The organism is Temperatibacter marinus (assembly GCF_031598375.1).
In the GTDB taxonomy this organism is placed as follows: Bacteria; Pseudomonadota; Alphaproteobacteria; order Sphingomonadales; family Kordiimonadaceae; genus Temperatibacter; species Temperatibacter marinus.
This window is the reverse complement of record NZ_CP123872.1, coordinates 1,073,247-1,094,343: the sequence shown is the minus strand read 5'-3', so window position 1 is coordinate 1,094,343 and position 21,097 is coordinate 1,073,247. Positions and strand designations below refer to the sequence as shown.

Here is a 21,097-nt window from a genome sequence, read left to right as displayed (position 1 = left end):
AAAACACAACCCCAACAATTAGAATCACAAAAACATTACTTTCATCTATCTGTTTTAACCCCATTCAAGATAAGATCAAGGAATAGCTACTAAACTTTGGTGCATATTTTTAGAAATCAAAAAAAGGAAGCCCACGAGGCTTCCTTAATAAGGTTCTTTTAAAAGAAATAACTTTTCGTTATTTCGCTACTTTGACAAACTTAAGGGTCATGCGATCGCTTTCACCAATTGCTTTTCTTGCAGCCTTACCTTCTTCGTCACCGGCTAGGCGAGGAGGTAATGTCCATACTGACACAGCCTCTTTGTCTTTAGGGTTCGCATTTATTTCACTTGCTTCCACCAACTTAAAGCCATGAGCTTCAATTACTTTGATCAATTCTGACTGTTTCCAGCGCCCGCGTTGTACACTGTCTTTTGTCTCTGCAGCACTTGATTCTGGCTCCCGGTGTTGAACCACACCCAGAGTACCGCCCTCTTTCAAAAATCCGTGCAGTTCATTCAGTCCAGCGGCCATAAAGTTCCTGCGCTCCCAATTATGCATTGCCCGCACGACCATTGCTGTATCAACAGAACCCGGTTTTACAGGGCTATCCAGTTGGAAAAGATGTCCTGCAATCGCCTTATCTCCAAACACATCGTTCATGTCTTTCATTTTGGAGCGATATTTTTTGAGGTTTGACATATACCGTGCATAGGCTGAATAGGATGCTGGATGATGCTCTAATCCAATGTAAAGCCCTTCCTGCTTAAGAAGGGGTCCAAGAATTCGGCTGTACCACATGCCACCTGGGTTCACTTCAATCACAGTCGATTTCTCATCGATCCCGAAAAACTTTAGAACTTGCTCTGGATGGCGCTGACTATCACGCGCTGATTGACCCTCTACTCTGTGACCATTTTTCTCTACAGCCATTTTTACTGAGTCGCCAGCTGATACCGATGGCAAGCCCAGAGTTAACCCTACAAGTAACGTCGCTGTATATTTCTTAAAATTCTTCATTCTTCTCTCCCATAACATTGCTTTTTAATTCTGCTATCATCCATATATGACATTTGAATGGAAAGTCTAGTCTATTTATACTTTCATACTCTTAGCTTCAACCTGATGAAATCGCTCTCGCTGCTCTTACTCCTCGTAGATAGAACCGCATTCCCAGTATTTTAGGTTTGGTCATGAGATATAGACACTCCCTTGCCCAAAGCAGGATGGAGTGATAAGGCTTATTTTTACTATCAAGAGAGGGACTATGATTGATACCAATCTAAAAGCAACAGCATTCTTCGCCATGATTATTGGCGGCCTTCTTATTGCCTTTTCTCCCATATTTATGCGCTTTTCACTCAATATATCTGATGTCAGCCCAAGTGCAGCTGCCTTTTGGCGTGTTAGCCTTGCTTTGCCTATACTTTTTCTATTGATGGTGTGGCAAAAAAAATCATTAACCTTTGCGCGGCCTAAAAATTTTCTAAATAAAGATTTCTTTCTGATCGGCCTTTTCTTCGCTGGGGATCTCGCTTTTTGGCATTGGTCGATTGCATATACAACGGTAGCGAATGCAACGTTGCTCGCTAACTTGGCCTCTTCTTTTACAGCCATTATTGGCTATTTCTTTTTTAAAGAAAGGTTTAGCCGGACCTTCATCGGCGGCCTTGTCTTAGCGATTATTGGTGCAATAACACTAATGGGACATAGTCTTGAGGCCAGTCCAGAGAATTTCAAGGGTGATATCTTGGGTATCCTCACAGCGCTTTGTTATGCAAGTTATATCATTGCCACAAACAAGGCACGTAAACGCTGGTCTACACTAGATCTCATGTTTTATAGCGGGGTTTTTACAGCGCTGTTACTTTTTCCTGTAGGCCTGTTAGAAGATAAAGCTTTCACACCAGAAGTCCTGTTGAATTGGTGGCCACTCTTGTCGCTGTCTTGGGTATCCCATTTGTTAGGTCAAAGCATGATAATGTATGGTCTTGCCCACATTTCTGCGACTCTAGGATCTGTCAGCCTCCTGATACAGCCTGTCATCGCTACCCTTCTTGCGGCACTAATTTTCGACGAGCAGCTTGTGATCTATCACCTCACTGGGGGAGTGATGATCTTAACAGGTATTTATATCTGTAAAAAAGGGTGACTTTACCAATCAGACATCATTGACGGGCCACCAGATTTTTGGTTCGCAACAATCCGCCATAACTTCAAGTCTCCATGCTCGAGTAATTTTTTGCGTCTCGTCCAATATTCTGCTTCACGCATCAAAATTTGGATCATCTGCGCACCGTCTTCTTGTTGAGCAAGTTGAGTAGCAATTTTATCAGCTCCCCGCCAAGCCTGATTAATCATCTCAACATACTGAATAGAAATATCTTCAGAAACCCTGACCTGCAAATTGGCTTTCTTTAAGAGTTCCGTAAGGTCCTCTGCCATGACTGGATAAGGATTATCCCGTTCTCCAACCTTCCAATTTTTATAATTATCTTTAGCCGTCGCCGCATCATGGCCAAGCACATAATCTGTAATTAAGAAAAGCCCACCAGGCTTCAACTTTTCAGACACAGCATGAATGACTTCTTCTTTATTTTGAAGAAAGCAAAGAGCTTCTTTTGCCATAGCTCGGTCAAATTTTCTATCAAACCCTTTAAACTCTTCACTCTCAGGTTCATAATATTCAAGTTCAGCTTTTTTACCCAGGCCTTGCATTTTTGAAAGCTCATTACCAGCATTAACTAGATTTTCATCGCGTTCATAGCCAGTGATCCATACTCCAAATCGGTCACACAGCGTCCGAGCGGGACCGCCGATATCTGCACCCAATTGAATCATCGACATTTCAGGCGACAAGGCAAGAAGCTTAGACAAACTCACAATATATTCTGGGCCACCTGGACCACAATAGCCCTCGCCCCAGATATATTGAGCGATATCAATTGATTTTTCATCCCAAGGATCTACCGCAAGGCCAGATTGAGTTTCTTTCGGTTTATTTTTATCTTCTTCTGGCTCTGGAGCGGTTTCAGGCACCTCTTCAGGCAACGCTTCAACATAGCGCTTTTCAACTTCTTCAGAATCATACCCTTCCCACCATGATTTTAATCGCAGTGTTAATGGTAATTTCTTATTTCCCTTTTTCCCGGCCATGCACCAACTTTCTGGTTTACTCTAACGTTACACTTTGACGATAACCTCCCCAGATTACCGGTCAAAAAAATCAGCGGGCCCGTTGGTCGCCGCCGACCTAATATTTGTAAACAAAGTTTTTCTCATTTGCCAAATAGAAAATGGACAATCTCTAATAATTGTCCATTTTTTTTGGCTTAAACCCTTTAACTTTGTGGGACTGAGGCAGAAAGACCCGTTATCCGCGTAGCTCTGCACCCACAGACTTATGTGCCGCCTGTATGATCTTAGCAGAAATCTGTTCAATATCAGAATCAGCAAAGGTTGTTGTATCCGGTGTCAGAGTAACACAGAGAGCCAAAGACTTTTGGCCTTCTGGTACACCCTTTCCTTCATAAACATCAAAGAGTGAGACCGAAGAAATATATTTCTTATCTGCCCCTTTCACAGCGCGTAATAAATCTCCTGCTGCTTTATTTTGATCGACAAGGAAAGCAAAATCTCGCTCAACGCTCTGAAGGTTTGATACATCCAATGCGCCCTTATTCGCTGTTTTGTTGCGCGCAGCCGGAATGCGGTCTAAATAAACTTCAAATCCAACTGCAGGCCCGTCAACATCCAATGCCTTCAGAGCAGAGGGGTGCAATTCACCAAAGCTTGCAAGAATATTCTTTGGTCCCAACCGCAGTGTTCCTTTACGACCTGGATGATAATACTCAGGGGCCTCTGTAAAGACCTGTAAATTTTGTACAGGTGCCCCAGCCGCTTCCAAGGCTCTCAATGCATCTGCTTTTGCCTCAAAAACACTGACATCATCAGACGCAACCGCCCAGTGACGCTCATTGGTTTGACCCGTTCGTATACCGCTTGCGACAAGCAGTTGACCCTTGTTTGTATCATCTAGATAAACAGGCCCAACTTCAAAGAGGGCCATGTTGCCGTTACCGCGGTCTTTGTTTCTTTGCGCCGCCTTCAACAAGTTTGGTAAAATCGACGGACGCATCTGATCCAAATCACTAGAGATTGGATTATCTACTGTGAGCTTCGAATCTCCACCACCAAAAGCGACAGCATCAGCCTGGGACATGAAGGACCAAGTGACCGCTTCATGCATACCAGAGCTGGCTAGACCCCGTTTTGTAGCTCGGGCCCGCTTTTGATTATCAGACAAGGTTGTGCCGGCTTTATGGTTTGTTACATCAAGCTGCACAGACGGAATATTATCATACCCATATATACGCAGAACTTCCTCGACCAGATCCGCCTCTCCGTCCACATCTGTACGCCAAGAGGGTATTGTAACCATATATGGATTACTTTCTTGCACTGTAAAGCCAAGACTTGAAAGAATTTCAATACTCTTTTCTGCAGGAAGGTCTACGCCGCCAAGGGTCATCACACGGTCACTTCTAAAGCTCACCGTCTTATCAAGAATTGGGGCTGTGCCATCGCTGAATGGCTGTGAGACGTCCCCACCGCATAAATCTAAGATCATTTGCACAGCAATTTTAGCGCCCGCCTCCATAAAGCCAGCATCTAGCCCCCGCTCACTGCGATAGCGTGCATCGGTTAAAATACCATGATGGCGACCTGTGGTTGCTGCGCGGATTGGGTCAAAATATCCAATCTCTAAAATAACATCTGTCGTCTCTTCAGAAACGCCACTTGCACTGCCCCCGATAATACCGGCAAATCCTAATATACCAGCCTCATCTGCAATCACACTCTCGCCCCCAATACAAGTATATTCATTATCATCAAGGGCTGTGAAACTTTCACCTTCTGTTGCCACACGCGTGACAATATTGCCAGTCACTTTTGCTGCATCATAAACATGCAAAGGGCGTCCAAATTCATATGAAATATAATTGGTGACGTCCACAAGCTTGCTGATCACTTTAACCCCAACAGATGTCAACCTGTTCTGAAGCCAAAGTGGGCTCTGATCGTTTTTGACCCCTCTAAAGGAATAGCCAATATAGGCTGGGCACCCCTCACCTTGAACTGAAACAGAAACAGGGCTTTCAAAAGATCCTTTAATTTCAGGTATTTGGTAAGGCTTTAACCGTCCAAGACCGGCCGCAGCAAGGTCGCGCGCGATACCGTAAACCCCCAAGCAATCTTGTCTGTTAGGGGTGATGGCGATTTCAATAACTGGGTCATTAAGGCCTGCGTAATCTATGTAACTTTCACCCACAGGTGCATCAGCAGGCAAATCCATAATGCCGTCACTGTCTTCACCAAGGTTTAATTCAGCGCTTGAGCACATCATGCCATTACTCTCAACACCGCGCACAGGACGCAGTGCCAAAGTTACATCAAGGCCCGGGACATAGTCGCCAGGTCGTCCAAGCACAACTTTCATATCAGCCCGAGCATTTGGTGCCCCGCAAACAACCGTAATTTCTTCAGATCCAGTATCAACAATACAGACTTGAAGTTTATCAGCATCCGGATGTTTTTCGGCTGCTTTTACATAACCAATCTTAAAGGCGCCTAATGTCTCAGAAGGATCTACAACCTCTTCAACTTCAAGCCCGATGGCATTCAGTATATCAAGGATTTCTGTAAGGCTAGCCTCTGTTTCCAGGTGGTCTTTAAGCCATGAGAGAGTGAATTTCATTAGCTGAGCCCTCCATTAATACCGCTTGCAAGAGACGGGAGACCCAATGCTCTAAAGCCATAATGCTTGAGCCATCTTAAGTCTGCATCAAAGAAAGCACGCAAATCGTTCATGCCGTATTTCAACATCGCCAACCGGTCGATGCCGCACCCAAAAGCAAACCCTTGATAGAGGGTCGGGTCCAGATCACAGGCCTCGAGAACACGAGGATTCACCATGCCTGACCCTAAAATTTCTAGCCAATCATTGCCATCACCAATTTTCACAGAACCATCTTTAAATTCACACTGAACATCAACTTCCATACTTGGCTCTGTGAAAGGGAAATATGAAGGTCTGAGGCGCAGCGTCACCGCATCAACCTCAAAGAAGGCTTTCAAAAAGGCTTCCAATGTTCCCTTGAGATGCCCGAGGTGCGTATCCTTGTCGATCACCAAGCCTTCAACTTGATGGAACATGGGGGTATGTGTTGCATCACTATCGCTCCGATAGGTACGCCCTGGCGCAATAATGCGGATCGGAGGTTTTTTATTTTCCATGGTTCTGATTTGAACAGGGCTTGTATGGGTACGAAGAACTTTTCGCTCTCCCTGATCATCTGGCTTTAGATAAAATGTATCGTGCATCTGACGAGCTGGATGATGCTCAGGAATATTGAGGGCTGTAAAATTGTGGAAGTCATCTTCAAGATCAGGACCTTCTGCAACATCGAAGCCCATGGTTGCAAAGATTTCAGCAATCTCGTCCATCACTTGACTGATCGGGTGAATGGACCCTAACGTATCTGGCTTGCTGGGCAAGGACACATCTAATGTCTCTGTAGCAAGGCGTGCTTCAAGCGCAGCCGATTCTAAGACCCCTTTTGCACCATCAAGCTTAGCTGCAATGGCATTTTTCAATCCATTGAGCGCTGGACCCATCACTTTACGTTCTTCAGGGTCCATTTTACCGAGCCCCTTCATTAGACCAGAGACACGGCCTTTTTTACCAAGAGCTGAGACACGCACTTCTTCAAGAGTGTTCAGGTCAGAGGCGGCCTCGATGGCTTCTGTAATTTCAGCTTCAAGAGCCGTAATTTGATCCTGCATTTTAACTTCCTGTGTTAAAATGGCCTCCCTCTTCCCGTAGGCTATTCGGAAAACCAACAAATTCTTTACATCAAATTCGTATAAATAAAAGGGGAGCCACGCGCAAGGCGGAACTCCCCTAAAATCAATAACTGATCATGTAATCAGTAATTATTTTGCAGCAAGTGCAGCCTTGGCTTGTTCAACCAATGCCTCAAAAGCTTGAGGTTCGTTGATAGCAAGGTCAGAAAGCACTTTACGGTCAACTTCAATTCCAGCCAAAGAGAGGCCGTGCATGAAGTTACCATAGTTCAAGCCTAGAGCGCGTGAACCAGCATTGATACGCTGAATCCACAAAGCACGGAATGTACGCTTCTTCGCTTTACGATCGCGGTATGCGTACTGGCCAGCTTTTTCTACAGCTTGACGAGCAACTTTAATTGTATTTTTACGGCGACCACGGTAGCCCTTAGCTTCCGAAATTACCTTTTTATGTTTAGCATGTGAAGTAACACCACGTTTTACGCGAGCCATTTTCTTATCTCCTAATCTTCAAAGAAATCGTATTCAAGCCCGGCCTAGCCGTAGGGCATGAACTTTTTCACGATGTTGGCATCACAATCTTTAAGGATTGTAGTACCACGCTGGTTACGGATTTGCTTATTGGTACGTTTGATCATACCGTGCTGCTTACCAGCCTGAGCTGAACGCACCTTACCGGAAGCGGTAAGTTTAAAGCGTTTCTTCACGCTGGACTTCGTCTTCATTTTGGGCATTTGCAGTCCTTTACAATTTACCTGAGTCTCAGTTTTCACCGAGATACATCGTCTGCTTTTGAGTACACACGGCAGCCCTTACTGGCCGGTACACCCGATGGAAGTCGGGCTTATAACGCTTGGCATCTGAGTTTGCAAGCCTTTTTCACCTTGACCTGACTGCTTTTTTAAAGGAAAGTTTTTTACAAGAGCAATAATAATTTTCCTCCTCACGATAGACAAAAGGTAAAGACATGTCTAAATTAACTAACCCATTGAAAAAAATAACTTTTATATATTTATTTCTTTTAGCGTCTTGTGGCTTAAGCTTGTCTGCCACTGCCGATGTTGCTCTCTATAAAATAAAAGATAGTGACACAACCATCTACTTGATGGGAACCATACACATCCTTCCAAAAGGGACAAATTGGCAAACAAACGCCATTCAAGAGGCATTTGACGCTTCAGATTCGCTCGTTGTAGAAGTGAGTCAATCCACCATGACTCCCGCAGACATGCAGCCTCTCATTATGAAATACGGCCTTCTTCCGAATGGTGCAACATTAGAGTCCGTCTTGGATGCCGATGTCTATGCTATGATCAAAAACCTTTATGGATCCAATGCTCAGGCATGGGCACAGGTAAACAGAATGCAGCCTTGGTTATTGGGCGTCACTATCTCTGCTGGTCAAATGGTACAGAGCGGTTTTGACCCCAATTCTGGCGTTGACAAAGTGTTAGAGGGACTAGCCATTACGGCCGGTAAAAATGTGATATCGCTGGAAACCGCTGAGTATCAAATGAAGGCCCTCGCCTCAATGGGCAACATAATTAAAAGCGGCATGCTAAAGGAAATGCTTGAAGACTTACCCGCCATAACAACTCAAATCAATCAAATGAAAGACGCATGGATGCAAGGCGATATGGACAAACTTGCTGTCATTATGAATGAAGAAATGGCTGAGTTTCCCGCAGCCATGGAAACCATGCTTTATACCCGCAATGCCAACTGGATAGGTCAAATTGATCAAATGATGGCCAAGCCAGGGACAGTCTTTATTGCTGTGGGCGCGGGTCACCTCGCCGGAGAGAAAAGTGTGATTGATCTTCTCAAAAAGGCTGGTATCCCAGTTGAACAAGTACAATAATTACACATTTGGAGCTCACAAATGATACGATCTTGCGGTACTTTTACCATCAGCATGACCCCTCAAGATGATGAAACTCACTCTATGGGACGTTTAACATTTGATAAAATATTTTCCGGGGATTTTACCGGCATAAGTGTCGGCCAGATGCTTAGTCATCGCAGCAGTGTAGAGGGTTCCGCGGGATATGTGGCCCTAGAAAGACTTGAGGGCTCTCTTGATGGGAAGCGAGGGGGTTTTCATCTCATGCACCTAGGTACAATGCAGGCAGGCGACCAACAACTCTCTGTTTCTATCGTCCCTAATTCAGGCACCGACGACCTTACGGGCATCACAGGAACCCTTGAAATAGATATAAAAGAAGGGGTGCATCATTACACCCTTTCTTATGAGTTTATGCCTTAATCACCCTCTTTTGTCTTGGCTTACTCTCCATTTCTCAGGCGCGGGTCATCTGTAAGATATTCTACAAATTCTACTTCAACCCCGTCCGGATCTATGAAATAGACATTCCGACGGTACTCTGTGTGACTTCCATCACTGTCAACAGGATATCCTGCATCGATGAGACGTTGGATTAAAGAGTGAAGGCCTGTGACTTCAAACGCGATATGCATTAAGCCCACTGACAATGTTTTCAAATCTCTGGGCACTCCCTTACCCGGACTATTAAAAGCTAAGTAAGTGACATCATCACCAAAGTGAAGCCATGTACGAGGAACTCCATACCATTCAGCTTCTCCCGTTGTTCTCACCTGCCAGTGGGGAAAAGCCGCTTGATAAAAATCGAGTGTTTTCTCCATATTTTTTACGACAAAATTTACATGCTCTAAACGAACCATTTCTTAATCTCCTATAGTAATATTTTTCTACCGATCGTTCGGTAAAATTTTTATTATCCCTTTTCAGGGTCTCTATTTTTTACTTAATGTGTCTCTCAGCAGGCCTAATAATCTCTGCCAAAAGGCCGTCTGTGTCACCGAGGCCCTATCAATCATCTGATTAGTTTCATAGAAGGACACATAACTTGCGCCTCTCCTTTGTTGGCCAAGGTGTCGTGCTGGGGCCGGTGTTTTCTGAATATGTAGCATCATTTTTTCCTTGTTATTGGTGTCGAGTCGCCCTACTCTAAAACCTCAAGTTAACTTGAGGTAAAGGAAAAAATCATGTCGGCTCAAACTTTCCCTAAATGGACCGTCGGCCAGATTGCGGCGCGCTGCGGTGTGAAAGTCTCTACGCTGCATTTTTATGAAGATAAGGCCCTCATCTACAGCCTAAGAAATGCAGGCAATCAGCGACGATATTATCCGGACACTATCCGACGCGTTTCAATTATTAAAGCCGCTCAAAAAATGGGGGTTAGCTTAGAAAAAATTAAAGAATCGCTGGATCTTCTACCAAATAAACGCACCCCAACCAAAGGCGATTGGGAAAAAATGTCTACTCAGTGGCATTCTATGCTAGATGAGCGAATTGAGGCCCTCTCGCGCCTTAGAAACACCATAACCGGCTGTATAGGGTGCGGCTGTCTTTCTATGGAAAAATGCCCCATCTATAACCCCGATGACATTTTAGGAAACAACGCAAAAGGGCCCATCCTTTTGGACAGGCCCTCAAAAAGCACTTAATGCCAGTAAACTATAAAATAAATTTACTCAGGTCTGCGTCAACAGCTTCCAAATCGCCCATTGCTTTCTTGACATAGGCACCGTCAATACTCAGCTCTAGACCAGACTTGTCTGATGCATCAAAGCTAATATCTTCAAGCACTTTTTCTAGAACCGTATGTAAGCGCCGAGCGCCAATATTTTCGACTGTTTCATTAAAATATGCCGATACTCTGGCGATTTCATCAATACCGTCCTCTGTGAAGGTTAACGAAACCTCTTCCGTCCCCATGAGGGCTGTATATTGTTTGAGGAGACTATAATCTGGTTCTGTCAGAATCCGTTTGAAATCAGCCTCCGTAAGATCCCTTAATTCTACTCGAATGGGCAATCTTCCTTGCAGTTCTGGCAACAAATCAGCTGGTTTGGCCAAGTGAAAAGCCCCTGAAGCAATAAAAAGAATATGATCTGTTTTTACAGGGCCATATTTTGTCGATACGGTGGTTCCTTCAATCAGTGGCAACAGATCTCGCTGAACACCTTCTCTACTCACATCCCCGCCTCGGGCATCTTCACGTGTGCAAATTTTATCTACCTCATCCAAAAAGACAATGCCGCTATTTTCAACGAGCTGAAGAGCATCCCGTGTTGCTGATTCATCATCGATCAGCTTATCTGCTTCTTCCCCCATTAAAATCTCATAGGCATCTTTTACTTTGAGTTTCTTTTTGACTTTGCGATCACCCAGCGCTCCACCCAGCATATCATTTAAATTAATCATGCCCATAGACGCTCCAGGCATCCCTGGAATATCCATTTGCGGGAATGGACTGCTGGTGTCATTCACTTCAAGTTCAATTTCCTTATCAGCCAACTCTCCGCTTCTAAGCATTTTACGGAACTTATCCTGCGTGGCGTCAGAGGCGTTCTCCCCAACAAGAGCAGAGAGGACACGATTTTCAGCATCTAACTCAGCGCGGGCAGCAACGTCTTTTCTGCCTTTTTCTTTTGTCATGAGAATAGCATTTTCCACCATATCACGAATGATGCTTTCTACATCACGGCCTACATAGCCTACTTCTGTAAATTTCGTTGCCTCCACTTTAATAAAGGGGGCATTCGCGAGTTTAGCAAGGCGACGGGAGATTTCAGTTTTACCAACGCCTGTCGGTCCAATCATTAGGATGTTTTTCGGGAGCACCTCATCCCGCATTTGTCCATCTAATTGTTGACGGCGCCACCTATTTCTTAAAGCAACAGCAACCGCACGCTTAGCGTCAGATTGGCCGATAATATAACGATCGAGTTCTGAAACGATCTCTCTAGGAGAAAAACTTACCATGGGAATATTCTTTCTTAACTTATTCTTCTGAGTCCAAAGTCTCGACAGTCAAATTATTGTTAGTATAAACACAAATGTCTGAGGCAATCTTTAAAGACCGGCGCGCCATGTCTTCTGCAGCCATTTCTTGATCTTGCAAGGCTAGACCTGCGGCCAGAGCATAATTTCCCCCAGAACCTATGGCGACAATGTCATGCTCGGGCTCTAGAACGTCACCGTTGCCTGTCACCACCAATGTAACTGCTTTGTCTGCAACGATCAGCATGGCTTGTAATTGTCTAAGGTATTTATCTGTTCGCCAATCTTTTGCCAGCTCAACGCAGGCACGCGTCAATTGACCAGGATGGCGCTCAAGCTTTGCTTCTAAACGCTCGAACAAGGTGAAGGCATCTGCAGTGGCGCCTGCAAAGCCAGCCACGACTTTTCCGCCAGAAAGCTTGCGAACCTTTCTAGCATTCGCTTTCATCACTGTATCACCAACCGAAACTTGGCCATCGCCCGCCACAACAATTTTGCCATTTTTCCTGACTGCGCAGATTGTAGTTCCACGCCAGTTTTCACCGTTCAAGGTCCGATCATCATGGGCCATACTTATTCTCACATTCCTGCTTTTTTGTTTGCATAAGTCAGCATATAGATAGAAGCTTAGCCTGATACAAGGGTTTAGAAAGAATAAATTAGTCTCAAAAGTAACTATTGTATGATCCAGCTTTGCCCTTATAAACGTACCCAAAGTCAAGTGATGCCTTAATTTGAGAGAAATGGATGACAAGATGCGGAAAGCCTCTATCAATCGGAAAACGAATGAGACAAATATTCAAGTTGATCTGAATTTAGATGGATCAGGAATTTATGACGTGAAAACAGGCATTGGTTTCCTTGATCATATGCTTGAGCAACTCTCGCGTCACTCTCTTATCGATCTCACAGTGCGCTGCGATGGAGATCTTCACATTGACGGTCATCACACCACAGAAGATGTTGGCATTGCTCTTGGAACTGCTGTCAAAGAAGCGCTTGGCGACCTTAAAGGGATCACTCGGTATGCTCATGCTTACATCCCAATGGATGAAACATTAACACGCGCTGCTCTTGATATTTCAGGGCGTCCTTTCCTTATATTCAATATTTCCTTTGACCGGGACAAGATCGGTGACATGGACACAGAATTGTTTGAAGAATGGTTCCGTGGGTTTGCCTTTGCAGCGGGTGCGACTCTACATATGGAAAATTTATACGGCAAAAATAATCATCATATTATTGAGAGCAGCTTCAAAGCCCTAGCCCGTGCACTCCGTGCATCCATTGAGATAGATCCAAGAAAAGCAGATAGTGTTCCAAGCACTAAAGGCACTTTGGGCGGATCCTTATAAGAGGCCCCACATGGCAGAGAAATGTGTTCTAATTGATTATGGCTCGGGCAACTTACGCTCTGCTGAAAAAGCTCTCATACGGGCAGCCTCTGACGCGGGCCTTCAGCGAGATATTGTTGTAACAAATGATCCAGAAAGAGTCTGTAAGGCAGATCGTGTTATCTTACCTGGTGTTGGTGCTTTTGCTGATTGCCGAAAAGGGCTTCTCTCAATCGATGGCATGAAAGACGCTCTCGATGAAGTTGTTAGAGTGCAGGGACGCCCGTTTTTAGGGATATGCGTCGGGATGCAATTAATGGCTGCGGAAGGCCATGAATTTGGCGTCCATAAAGGAATGCACTGGGTGAATAGCACAGTGAAGCCCTTAGCCTTACCCCCTCAGTTTAAAGTCCCCCACATGGGCTGGAATAATCTCCAGCTTTCAACTGCAGGACATGAACATCCCGTTGTTGGTGCCCTCAACTCTGGCGATCATGTCTATTTTGTTCACAGTTATCATATGGAAATGGACGCGGGTGAAACGCCTTTGGCGACTGTTGATTATGGTCAGCCTATTACAGCAGTCGTTGGCCGCGACAATGTAATCGGCTCCCAGTTTCATCCTGAAAAAAGTCAAACTGCAGGGTTAAAATTCCTCGCAGCTTTCCTGAAATGGAGTGTGTAATGAGTCAATCAATCACCATCTATCCTGCGATCGATCTAAAAGATGGTCAATGTGTCCGCCTTTATAAAGGTGATATGGATCAAGCGACTGTCTTTAACGATAGTCCAGCAGCTCAAGCTCAAGAATTTGTCAAAGCCGGCTGTGAATGGCTTCATCTTGTTGATTTAAATGGAGCCTTTGCAGGGGAGCCTGTGAATGCCTTTCCTGTGAGAGAGATTATTAAAACATGCGATGTGCCTGTCCAATTAGGGGGAGGGATAAGAACGCTAGAAACCATGGAATATTGGATTGATCAAGGCATTTCTCGTTTAATTTTGGGCACTTTAGCTGTAAAAAATCCAAAATTGGTCATTGAGGCTTGTAAAACCTTTCCCGGAAAGATTGCTGTCGGCATTGATGCCTTAAAGGGCTTTGTTGCGGTTGAAGGATGGGCAGAGGCTAGTGAATTACAAGTCGTCGAACTGGCAAAAAAATTCGAAGATGTTGGCGTTGCCGCACTCATTCATACAGATATCGACCGTGATGGGACATTAGCAGGTGTGAATGCTGAAGCCAGCAGTACCTTAGCGTCAGCTGTCTCCATTCCCGTCATCGCAAGTGGCGGCGTTAAAGATATTAGTGATATACACGGTGTTGTTAGGGCAGGAAACTTAGACGGGGTGATTACTGGCCGTGCACTCTATGATGGCAGCCTAAACCTTGGAGATGCGATTAAGACAGCCAAAGGAAGCCTCTCATGCTAAAAACACGGATCATACCCTGTCTAGATGTAAAAGATGGGCGTGTTGTTAAAGGGGTCAATTTTGTTGATTTAATAGATGCTGGTGATCCTGTTGCCCAAGCAAAAATATATGATCAAGCGGGTGCTGATGAACTCACCTTTCTAGACATTACTGCAAGCAGTGAGGATAGAGGCATTCTCTATGACGTTGTAAAGCGTACCGCAGAAGAATGTTTTATGCCGTTAACCGTGGGCGGCGGCGTCCGAACAGAAGAAGATGTTCGAAAACTTCTGTTGGCGGGCGCTGATAAAGTCTCCCTCATGACATCCGCTGTCAATCGTCCAGAGCTTGTCAAAGAGTTAGCAGAAAAATTTGGGGCTCAGTGCATCGTTGTCGCCATTGATGCAAAGGAAACATCCCCAGGTGTTTTTGAAGTCTTTACCCACGGAGGTAGAAACCCTACGGGCTTAAATGCCGTCGATTATGCAGCTCAAGTGGCAACCCTAGGGGCTGGTGAAATTCTACTCACAAGTATGGATAGAGACGGCACAAAATCAGGGTTTAATGTTGAGCTGACAAGAGCTGTTTCTGATAGAGTATCAGTTCCTGTTATTGCTTCTGGGGGAGTTGGTTCACTTGATCATCTGGTTGAGGGCGTGAAGGAGGGCCATGCCAGTGCTGTACTTGCCGCTAGTATTTTCCATTTTGGCACCTATACTATCCAAGAAGCCAAAGCCTATATGAATGCAGCCGGACTTGCCGTAAGAATTGAGTAAACCATGACAGAGAAGACCATCCTTGAACAATTAGAGATCTTAGAGTCGCTCATCCAAGAACGACGCCATGCGAACGACCCTGACACTAGCTATGTGGCAAAAATGCTTAACAAGGGTCCAAAAAAGATTGCTCAAAAGGTGGGTGAAGAAGCGACTGAAGTTGCAATTGCTGCCGTAGCTGAAACCAAAGAAGACCTCGAAAATGAAGCGGCAGACCTTCTTTTCCACCTGCAGCTTCTTTTGGCAAGCAAAGACAGTTCTCTGAGAGCTGTCACAACCATCTTAAGTCAGCGCATGGGAATCTCGGGGCTGGATGAAAAAAACAGCCGCAAAGCTGAGTAAAAATTAACCAAATATCATCTTGTAGATATTTCGTTAATAAATACCTGATATCTAAAGTAAAAGAGACAGAGACCCCTTAAGAGAATAACCCCAACTAACCTTCATGGGGGCAAAGATTAGCTGGGGCAAATCTCATGTACATAAATGTACACTCAATTCGTTAAATCCGCAGGCTATGGGGTGGGCCTAGAATTTAACACTGTTAAGATAGAATGTTAGCGGCCATTGTCAATAATTATTGTCCATCATTCTCTCTATGAAAAGCGAAATCTTTTAGGAATTTTTCAATGAATGTGATGCAAAAGGATACAAACCAAAACAAGAAGTCCTATCATCATGGAAACTTATCTCAGAGTCTTCTTGATAAGGCAGCTTCCCTTCTAGAAAAAGAAGGGGCTTCCGCACTGTCAATTCGAGGCTTAGCTAAAGATGTAGGAGTTACGCCTGCTGCTGTTTACCATCATTTTAAAAATCGATCTGACCTCCTTGTAAATATTGCCAAGAAAGGCTTTACACAACTAGAAGAGACCATCCTAAAGGCCATTCAAGACATTGAAGATCCAGATGAAAAAATTAAACAGTATGGCATGGCCTTAGTTCGATTTTCTCTCGATCATGCGCATTTATATAGCTTGATGTTAGACAATGAAGAAGTCGAAGAGTTTTTTCCTTATCAAGACTATATGAATATCATTAAATCACAATATGCCATCCTCCTTGGCATAAACCAAGCACGTGTGAGCAAATGGGATTTTAAAGTCTCCGCCGAAAGCCTTTCTTTTGCAACATGGTGTGCTTTTAGTGGATTGTGCCAGTCTTTAAAAGACACTCGATCTAATCAAATGATTGCCTCTCTCATGGGCAGAGATGATGCGGAAACAATAGACGTAAAAATGGCTGTCTCTGACCTGATTAGCGAAATTTATATAGGCCGTTTACGCTAACATCTTGTTCCTAAACTACCTCTTAATACGTTAATTTTCTATAGCTGAGCGCTTCTGCGATATGGTGCTCTTTAATCGCTTCTGAAAAAGCTAAATCAGCAATAGTTCTCGCAACTTTCAAGACCCTATGATAGGCCCGCGCTGAAAATTTAAAATCCTGTATTGCCGTTTTCAACAAAGAGTGACATGCAGCATCTAGGGGCGCAATCAATTCCAATATTTCTCCATTGGCTTCCGCGTTCATCCTATGTGGGGCGTTTAACCGCTTAAACCGCTCTCTTTGTCGGTCTCGGCAAATTGCCACTCGTTTTGCTATTGTGGACGATCTCTCTGCCTCCCCTGGATTAAGCAATTCTTGTGCTGATAATTCTGAGACATCAATATAGAGATCAATTCGGTCCAATAAAGGACCCGAGATTTTTTTTTGATAGTCCAAGGCACATTTAGGAGCTCTGCTACATGCCCGACTTGGATCATCTAAATATCCGCAGCGACAGGGATTCATCGCCGCAATTAATTGAAACTGTGCAGGATATGTGACCCGGGCCTGCGCGCGTGCAATCATCACCTGCCCTGTTTCTAAGGGTTGCCTTAACCCTTCCAAAGCAACACGGTTAAATTCTGGTAACTCGTCTAAGAATAATATACCGCAATGAGAAAGTGAGATCTCCCCCGGTTGCGCCCTTTGGCCTCCGCCAATTAAGGCAGGCATGCTGGCACTGTGATGCGGGTCTCGATAAGGCCTGCGATTGGTTATTCCCTCTTCCCCAAGCTCACCAGCAATTGAAGCAATCATACTGACTTCCAAAATTTCAGGTGCCCGCAAGGAAGGGAGAATTGAAGGCAATCTAGACGCCAACATAGATTTTCCCGAGCCTGGGGGGCCTGTCATTAAAACTGTATGTCCACCTGCCGCGGCCAATTCTAGGACACGTTTTGCAGTCTCCTGGCCTTTCACATCTTTAAAATCATGTAAAACCTCTTTTGGCTGCATTGCGATCGGTTCTGGTCGGTTAAGACTGAAGTGTCCTCTAAAATGATTCAATAAAGCAATTAAACTATCTGGCGCAAGAATAGGCAGCTCTTCGCCAGCCCATGCAGCTTCTGGCCCACAGTCGGCAGGACAAACGATACTCGCCTTCAGTGTCAGTGCTGTTACAGCAGCAGGAAGAACACCGCTCACCCGGCGAATTGAGCCGTCTAGGCCTAACTCCCCCATCACGATGGTTTGCTCCAATTCTTCGCCAGGGAGAATGTCCATCGCCACTAACAAACCCAGCGCTATGGGCAAATCATAATGGCTGCCCTCCTTTGGTAAGTCTGCTGGAGATAAATTGATTGTTATTCGCTGTACAGGAAGCGAAAGACCAAGGGCTGTAAGCGCAGCCCGTACTCTTTCTCTGGCCTCACTGACTGCCTTATCAGGCAAGCCCACGATTGTAAAAGCAGGAAGACCGCTAGAGAGTTGAACTTGCACGTCTACTGGCAAAGCGTCGATGCCCTGAAACGCAACTGTTTTAATTATGGATACCATGGACGACCTCAAAACTATACACTTTAAAGTGTATAATAATACTATAGATAATTATAGCGGCCGTCTAGGGGCTTATTCATTCTCAAGAACCGAGAGAATTACTTCTAATTCTTCAGAAGAAAGATAGGATATTTTCTGTGCTAAACGATTGCTGACACGGGTAGCTTGTTCGCTCAGTCCTGCAGTATCAATCGTCACGCGCGGAGAAGAAATTTGAGCCAGGTCCCAGATTTCCTCTGCGTCATCCCAGATGAGGTCAAAATATTGAATGACTTTTTGAATGAAAGAAAAACTTGGCTTCCCACGTTTTCCATGTTCCAGCGCAGAAACATAGGCCGGACTCACGTCTAGGGCACGCGCCATAATCGCTTGACTGACATTTTTATGGGCCCTTAATTCGCGCATCTTTTCACCAAAAGGTGTCATCGGTCTCCTCCCCTTTTTCCAGAAGGTTTAGAGCGTAAGACAACATAGAGTGCTCCAGCACCGCCGTGATCTTTACTGGCTTCACTATAACTGTGAACAAAGGGTGCCAGGTCTTGACTGGCTAACCATAGAGGAACCATTCGCTTCAACACACCACCAAACTGATCAAATTCTTCGCGCTTTCGGGACCATAAAGATGCAGATTCGCTTTGAGTCCAGCGCCTCCCGCCTTTGCCGGTTACGACAATTAGCGTGCGAATCTCTGACTTTACGGCATTTTCTACAGCCGCTTTCAAGGCCGTATAGGCTTGATCTTGATTCATGCCATGCAAATCAAGGGTCCGGTCTATGGTTCGCTTTTTACGTTTAATCTGACGTTTAATATGTTTATCCAACATTGGTTTTGGAGGATGGGCCATCCCCTCATACCACTCTGAAGGAAGCGCCGTGGTATCTAATGATTTTTCAAAGAACCGCCGCTTTGGAAGATCAGCCCCCTCAGGCCTATCCTCAAGCGGTGTCACTGTATTGGTCACAGCCTGCCATAGTCTATCATCTTCAGGAGAAAGCTTTTTCCTGCTCATGGAGTATTAACCTGTTGTGCCAAAGCTTTCGGTAACAAAATATAATAGCGCCCTTTGTTCGCCATCCGGCCTGCGATTTCCTCCGCATCCCCGCCAAAACCCCAAAAGACATCACCGCGAATACCGCCGCGAATGGCCCCGCCTGTGTCTTGAGTTATCATCAAGCGCTGAAAGGGCAGGCTTGGGGCATTGCGATCAGTTGGATCTGGATGAGAAGCATCAAGATACATAGGCACATTTAACGGCAAATGTTTACGGTCCACAGCAAGAGATCGTCGCGGGGTTAATACGACACCTGCGGAACCATAAGGGCCGTCTCCCCCTATGAGACGAAGAAAGACATAGGATGGGTTTGTATGCATAATCTCATTAGCACGCGCCGGATTCTCTCTTAACCAGTTTTGTATAGCCGGCATGGAAACCTGGGATCGCTCGAGCAGGCCTTGTTGAACCATGACACGGCCAATCGCACGATATGGATGACCGTTCTGAGCTGCATAACCAATACGAACAATTGACCCATCTTCCATTTGAACTCGTCCAGACCCTTGAATATGGAGAGAAAAAGCCATAACAGGATCATCTACCCAAAGCAGTGCTTCTGTTTTGTTGTTCAAAGCTCCTGCATCTATGGCTTTTCTATCGGGATAAGGCACCAACCTCCCTTTTTCAACTCGGCCCGCAATTCGACGCCCTTTAAGGTCGTGTCTAAACGTCCCTAGATCTACCATGACAAGTTCTTGAGGGCGGGCAAGCAAAGGGGTTGAATAGCGTTTACTCTGTTTATAACTGCCTTGAAGAAGGGGTTCATAATACCCTGTAAAAACACCTTCTGTCCGGTCATCATACGCAACAGAAAAGGGTTGAAAATTCTTCTCAAAGAAAGACCGCGCCTCTTCCGACGAACTGCTGTTCAGTATAAGCGCTTCTTTACAGGCTGGGTGCCAATCCCCTACGGTGCCGCCGATGCCAGCCCCCATTGACCGTTTGGCAGGTCTGAGTATTAATTTTTTACAGCTGGTTTGGAATGCCTTTAAGGCAGGGGTTAGCTTATCGCCCTGCCATCCCTGTAGTTGAGTGAAGGCTACGGGATGGAAATTAAGTCCTTTACTTTCTTTTTTAAGGAGAAAAATAGAAAGGGCTGCCGCCATAAGCACCAAGACGAAACTAAGCCAAACAACTGAATTATTGTGAATTTTCTGTCCCACCTTAAGGCCGCCTTTTATTCAGTCCGTGTCGCTACCAGCTGCCAATTAGGGTCCTTGCTCTTCACATCTCTAGAGAAAGTCCAAATGTCATTGACTTCAATCTCATCAGATGGATCACCCTCAACAATGCGACCTTCGCTATCTTTAGTCACTGCGATGATTTCAGCCTTGAATTTTAATGTAATTTCAGCCTGCTTGTTCTGCAATACAGCCTCAATAATCACCGCTGAATCAATATCAATAAATTGATTCCCAATGGTTAAATTGCTTGCTTCTCTGGCATCGACAGCGCCCGCGAATTGAGAATAAACTTCTGGAGAAAGAAACGTCTCTAAAGTTTCCTTATCGCCCTTCCAGAAAGCTTCTAAAATCATAGGGTAAGCACTTCGCGCCCCTGCTGTGAACTGATCAGGGTTGAAATTCCTGTCCTTCGCGGCAATAGCTTTTAACCCTTGCAGAATGGCACCGCTATAGTCTTGTGGGGATGTCTGCTTTGACATATTTTGGTTCACATCATGAAGAATATGATCCTGATCTCCGACGGGAGCCTGGCGTTGATCCACTAATTTTTGAGGACGATTGTCTTGAGCGCCTTTCGATCGAGAGGGGTCAAACCGACTTTTAAAACCAGTATTGTGCTGGCTAGGGTCATCATCCATCTCATCTTCACGTCCAAGTTCGCTCCGCAATCTCAGTAAAATAAAGGCGGCAATCAAAGCCAAAATTAAAATATCGATACCCATAAGATCATTCCTCACAAAATCTGCGTTTTTCATTCTAAATACACGGCTCTTTTTCCACTGAATTTCAGGCTCTCTGCTGAGATTCAGGCTTTTTTTTCATCGCCCTGTTGAAAATGCGCTCAAT

Annotated in this window: 24 protein-coding genes; 10 read left to right on the top strand and 14 right to left on the bottom strand. The window is 45.0% G+C overall.

The genetic code is table 11. The features are described 5' to 3' along the window. Positions 1–178 precede the first annotated feature (178 nt). Positions 179–1,000 (bottom strand): class I SAM-dependent methyltransferase, encoded by an 822-nt coding sequence (locus QGN29_RS04960; protein WP_310799579.1) that lies wholly within the window; start codon positions 998–1,000, stop codon positions 179–181. 247 nt (positions 1,001–1,247) lie between these two features. Here QGN29_RS04960 and QGN29_RS04955 point away from each other — a divergent pair, with 247 nt between their 5' ends. After that, a complete protein-coding gene (locus QGN29_RS04955; RefSeq protein WP_310799578.1) occupies positions 1,248–2,132 on the top strand; it encodes a DMT family transporter in 885 nt (294 codons plus the stop codon). A gap of 2 nt (positions 2,133–2,134) precedes the next feature. Here the strand turns inward: QGN29_RS04955 and QGN29_RS04950 are convergent, their stop codons facing one another. The 5 genes from QGN29_RS04950 to rpmI form a co-directional block, all read right to left on the bottom strand. Continuing rightward, positions 2,135–3,136, bottom strand: a complete 1,002-nt coding sequence (locus QGN29_RS04950) for a methyltransferase domain-containing protein (protein ID WP_310799577.1) — start codon at positions 3,134–3,136, stop codon at positions 2,135–2,137. A gap of 217 nt (positions 3,137–3,353) precedes the next feature. Then, entirely contained in the window at positions 3,354–5,738 is a 2,385-nt protein-coding gene (pheT, locus tag QGN29_RS04945; RefSeq protein WP_310799576.1) for a phenylalanine--tRNA ligase subunit beta, read from the bottom strand. Beyond that, a complete protein-coding gene (gene pheS / locus QGN29_RS04940) occupies positions 5,738–6,826 on the bottom strand; it encodes a phenylalanine--tRNA ligase subunit alpha (RefSeq protein ID WP_310799575.1) in 1,089 nt (362 codons plus the stop codon). Before pheS ends, pheT begins: the two co-directional genes overlap by 1 nt. 150 nt (positions 6,827–6,976) lie before the next feature. Next, positions 6,977–7,339 (bottom strand): 50S ribosomal protein L20, encoded by a 363-nt coding sequence (rplT, locus tag QGN29_RS04935; RefSeq protein ID WP_310799574.1) that lies wholly within the window; start codon positions 7,337–7,339, stop codon positions 6,977–6,979. 44 nt (positions 7,340–7,383) lie between these two features. Further along, positions 7,384–7,581 (bottom strand): 50S ribosomal protein L35, encoded by a 198-nt coding sequence (gene rpmI, locus QGN29_RS04930; protein WP_310799572.1) that lies wholly within the window; start codon positions 7,579–7,581, stop codon positions 7,384–7,386. 233 nt (positions 7,582–7,814) lie between these two features. Between rpmI and QGN29_RS04925 the strand changes: the two genes are divergently transcribed. After that, positions 7,815–8,708 carry a TraB/GumN family protein gene (locus QGN29_RS04925; RefSeq protein ID WP_310799571.1) on the top strand — a complete coding sequence of 298 codons (894 nt, stop codon included), beginning with the start codon at positions 7,815–7,817 and terminating at the stop codon, positions 8,706–8,708. A gap of 21 nt (positions 8,709–8,729) precedes the next feature. Continuing rightward, entirely contained in the window at positions 8,730–9,113 is a 384-nt protein-coding gene (locus tag QGN29_RS04920; protein ID WP_310799570.1) for a DUF3224 domain-containing protein, read from the top strand. Between the two features lie 20 nt (positions 9,114–9,133). On the opposite strand, the gene QGN29_RS04915 is transcribed toward QGN29_RS04920, so the two are convergent. Next, the gene (locus QGN29_RS04915) at positions 9,134–9,550 is read right to left on the bottom strand and encodes a VOC family protein (protein ID WP_310799569.1); all 417 of its coding nucleotides are present in this window, start codon (positions 9,548–9,550) and stop codon (positions 9,134–9,136) included. Between the two features lie 324 nt (positions 9,551–9,874). Here QGN29_RS04915 and soxR point away from each other — a divergent pair, with 324 nt between their 5' ends. Continuing rightward, positions 9,875–10,336: a redox-sensitive transcriptional activator SoxR gene (soxR, locus tag QGN29_RS04910; protein ID WP_310799568.1), complete on the top strand. Its 462-nt coding sequence runs from the start codon at positions 9,875–9,877 to the stop codon at positions 10,334–10,336. Positions 10,337–10,346: 10 nt separating this feature from the next. Here the strand turns inward: soxR and hslU are convergent, their stop codons facing one another. After that, entirely contained in the window at positions 10,347–11,657 is a 1,311-nt protein-coding gene (gene hslU, locus QGN29_RS04905) for an ATP-dependent protease ATPase subunit HslU (RefSeq protein ID WP_310799567.1), read from the bottom strand. A 19-nt stretch (positions 11,658–11,676) separates the two neighbouring features. After that, complete coding sequence (hslV, locus tag QGN29_RS04900; RefSeq protein WP_310799566.1) at positions 11,677–12,246, bottom strand: ATP-dependent protease subunit HslV; 570 nt, start codon at positions 12,244–12,246, stop codon at positions 11,677–11,679. A 184-nt stretch (positions 12,247–12,430) separates the two neighbouring features. Between hslV and hisB the strand changes: the two genes are divergently transcribed. From hisB to QGN29_RS04870, 6 genes are all read left to right on the top strand, one after another. Beyond that, the gene (hisB, locus tag QGN29_RS04895) at positions 12,431–13,030 is read left to right on the top strand and encodes an imidazoleglycerol-phosphate dehydratase HisB (RefSeq protein WP_310799565.1); all 600 of its coding nucleotides are present in this window, start codon (positions 12,431–12,433) and stop codon (positions 13,028–13,030) included. Between the two features lie 10 nt (positions 13,031–13,040). Beyond that, entirely contained in the window at positions 13,041–13,694 is a 654-nt protein-coding gene (gene hisH / locus QGN29_RS04890) for an imidazole glycerol phosphate synthase subunit HisH (RefSeq protein ID WP_310799564.1), read from the top strand. 11 nt (positions 13,695–13,705) lie between these two features. Next, positions 13,706–14,437, top strand: coding sequence for a 1-(5-phosphoribosyl)-5-[(5-phosphoribosylamino)methylideneamino]imidazole-4-carboxamide isomerase (gene hisA, locus QGN29_RS04885; protein WP_375164679.1), 732 nt, complete (start codon positions 13,706–13,708; stop codon positions 14,435–14,437). Next, complete coding sequence (hisF, locus tag QGN29_RS04880) at positions 14,431–15,192, top strand: imidazole glycerol phosphate synthase subunit HisF (RefSeq protein WP_310799562.1); 762 nt, start codon at positions 14,431–14,433, stop codon at positions 15,190–15,192. Before hisA ends, hisF begins: the two co-directional genes overlap by 7 nt. A gap of 3 nt (positions 15,193–15,195) precedes the next feature. Further along, entirely contained in the window at positions 15,196–15,534 is a 339-nt protein-coding gene (locus QGN29_RS04875) for a phosphoribosyl-ATP diphosphatase (protein WP_310799561.1), read from the top strand. Between the two features lie 287 nt (positions 15,535–15,821). Then, on the top strand, positions 15,822–16,478 hold the full coding sequence (locus QGN29_RS04870) for a TetR/AcrR family transcriptional regulator (RefSeq protein ID WP_310799560.1): 657 nt from the start codon (positions 15,822–15,824) through the stop codon (positions 16,476–16,478). Positions 16,479–16,500: 22 nt separating this feature from the next. On the opposite strand, the gene QGN29_RS04865 is transcribed toward QGN29_RS04870, so the two are convergent. The 5 genes from QGN29_RS04865 to QGN29_RS04845 all read right to left on the bottom strand — a co-directional run bounded on the left by QGN29_RS04865 (position 16,501) and on the right by QGN29_RS04845 (position 20,973). Then, positions 16,501–18,012, bottom strand: a complete 1,512-nt coding sequence (locus QGN29_RS04865; protein ID WP_310799559.1) for a YifB family Mg chelatase-like AAA ATPase — start codon at positions 18,010–18,012, stop codon at positions 16,501–16,503. A 72-nt stretch (positions 18,013–18,084) separates the two neighbouring features. Beyond that, complete coding sequence (locus QGN29_RS04860; protein WP_310799558.1) at positions 18,085–18,438, bottom strand: helix-turn-helix domain-containing protein; 354 nt, start codon at positions 18,436–18,438, stop codon at positions 18,085–18,087. Beyond that, positions 18,435–19,022 carry a Smr/MutS family protein gene (locus QGN29_RS04855; protein ID WP_310799557.1) on the bottom strand — a complete coding sequence of 196 codons (588 nt, stop codon included), beginning with the start codon at positions 19,020–19,022 and terminating at the stop codon, positions 18,435–18,437. The genes QGN29_RS04860 and QGN29_RS04855 overlap by 4 nt, the downstream gene beginning before the upstream one ends. Beyond that, on the bottom strand, positions 19,019–20,230 hold the full coding sequence (gene mltA / locus QGN29_RS04850) for a murein transglycosylase A (protein WP_310799556.1): 1,212 nt from the start codon (positions 20,228–20,230) through the stop codon (positions 19,019–19,021). Before mltA ends, QGN29_RS04855 begins: the two co-directional genes overlap by 4 nt. Positions 20,231–20,244: 14 nt before the next feature. Next, the gene (locus QGN29_RS04845; RefSeq protein ID WP_310799555.1) at positions 20,245–20,973 is read right to left on the bottom strand and encodes a Tim44/TimA family putative adaptor protein; all 729 of its coding nucleotides are present in this window, start codon (positions 20,971–20,973) and stop codon (positions 20,245–20,247) included. Positions 20,974–21,097 lie beyond the last annotated feature (124 nt).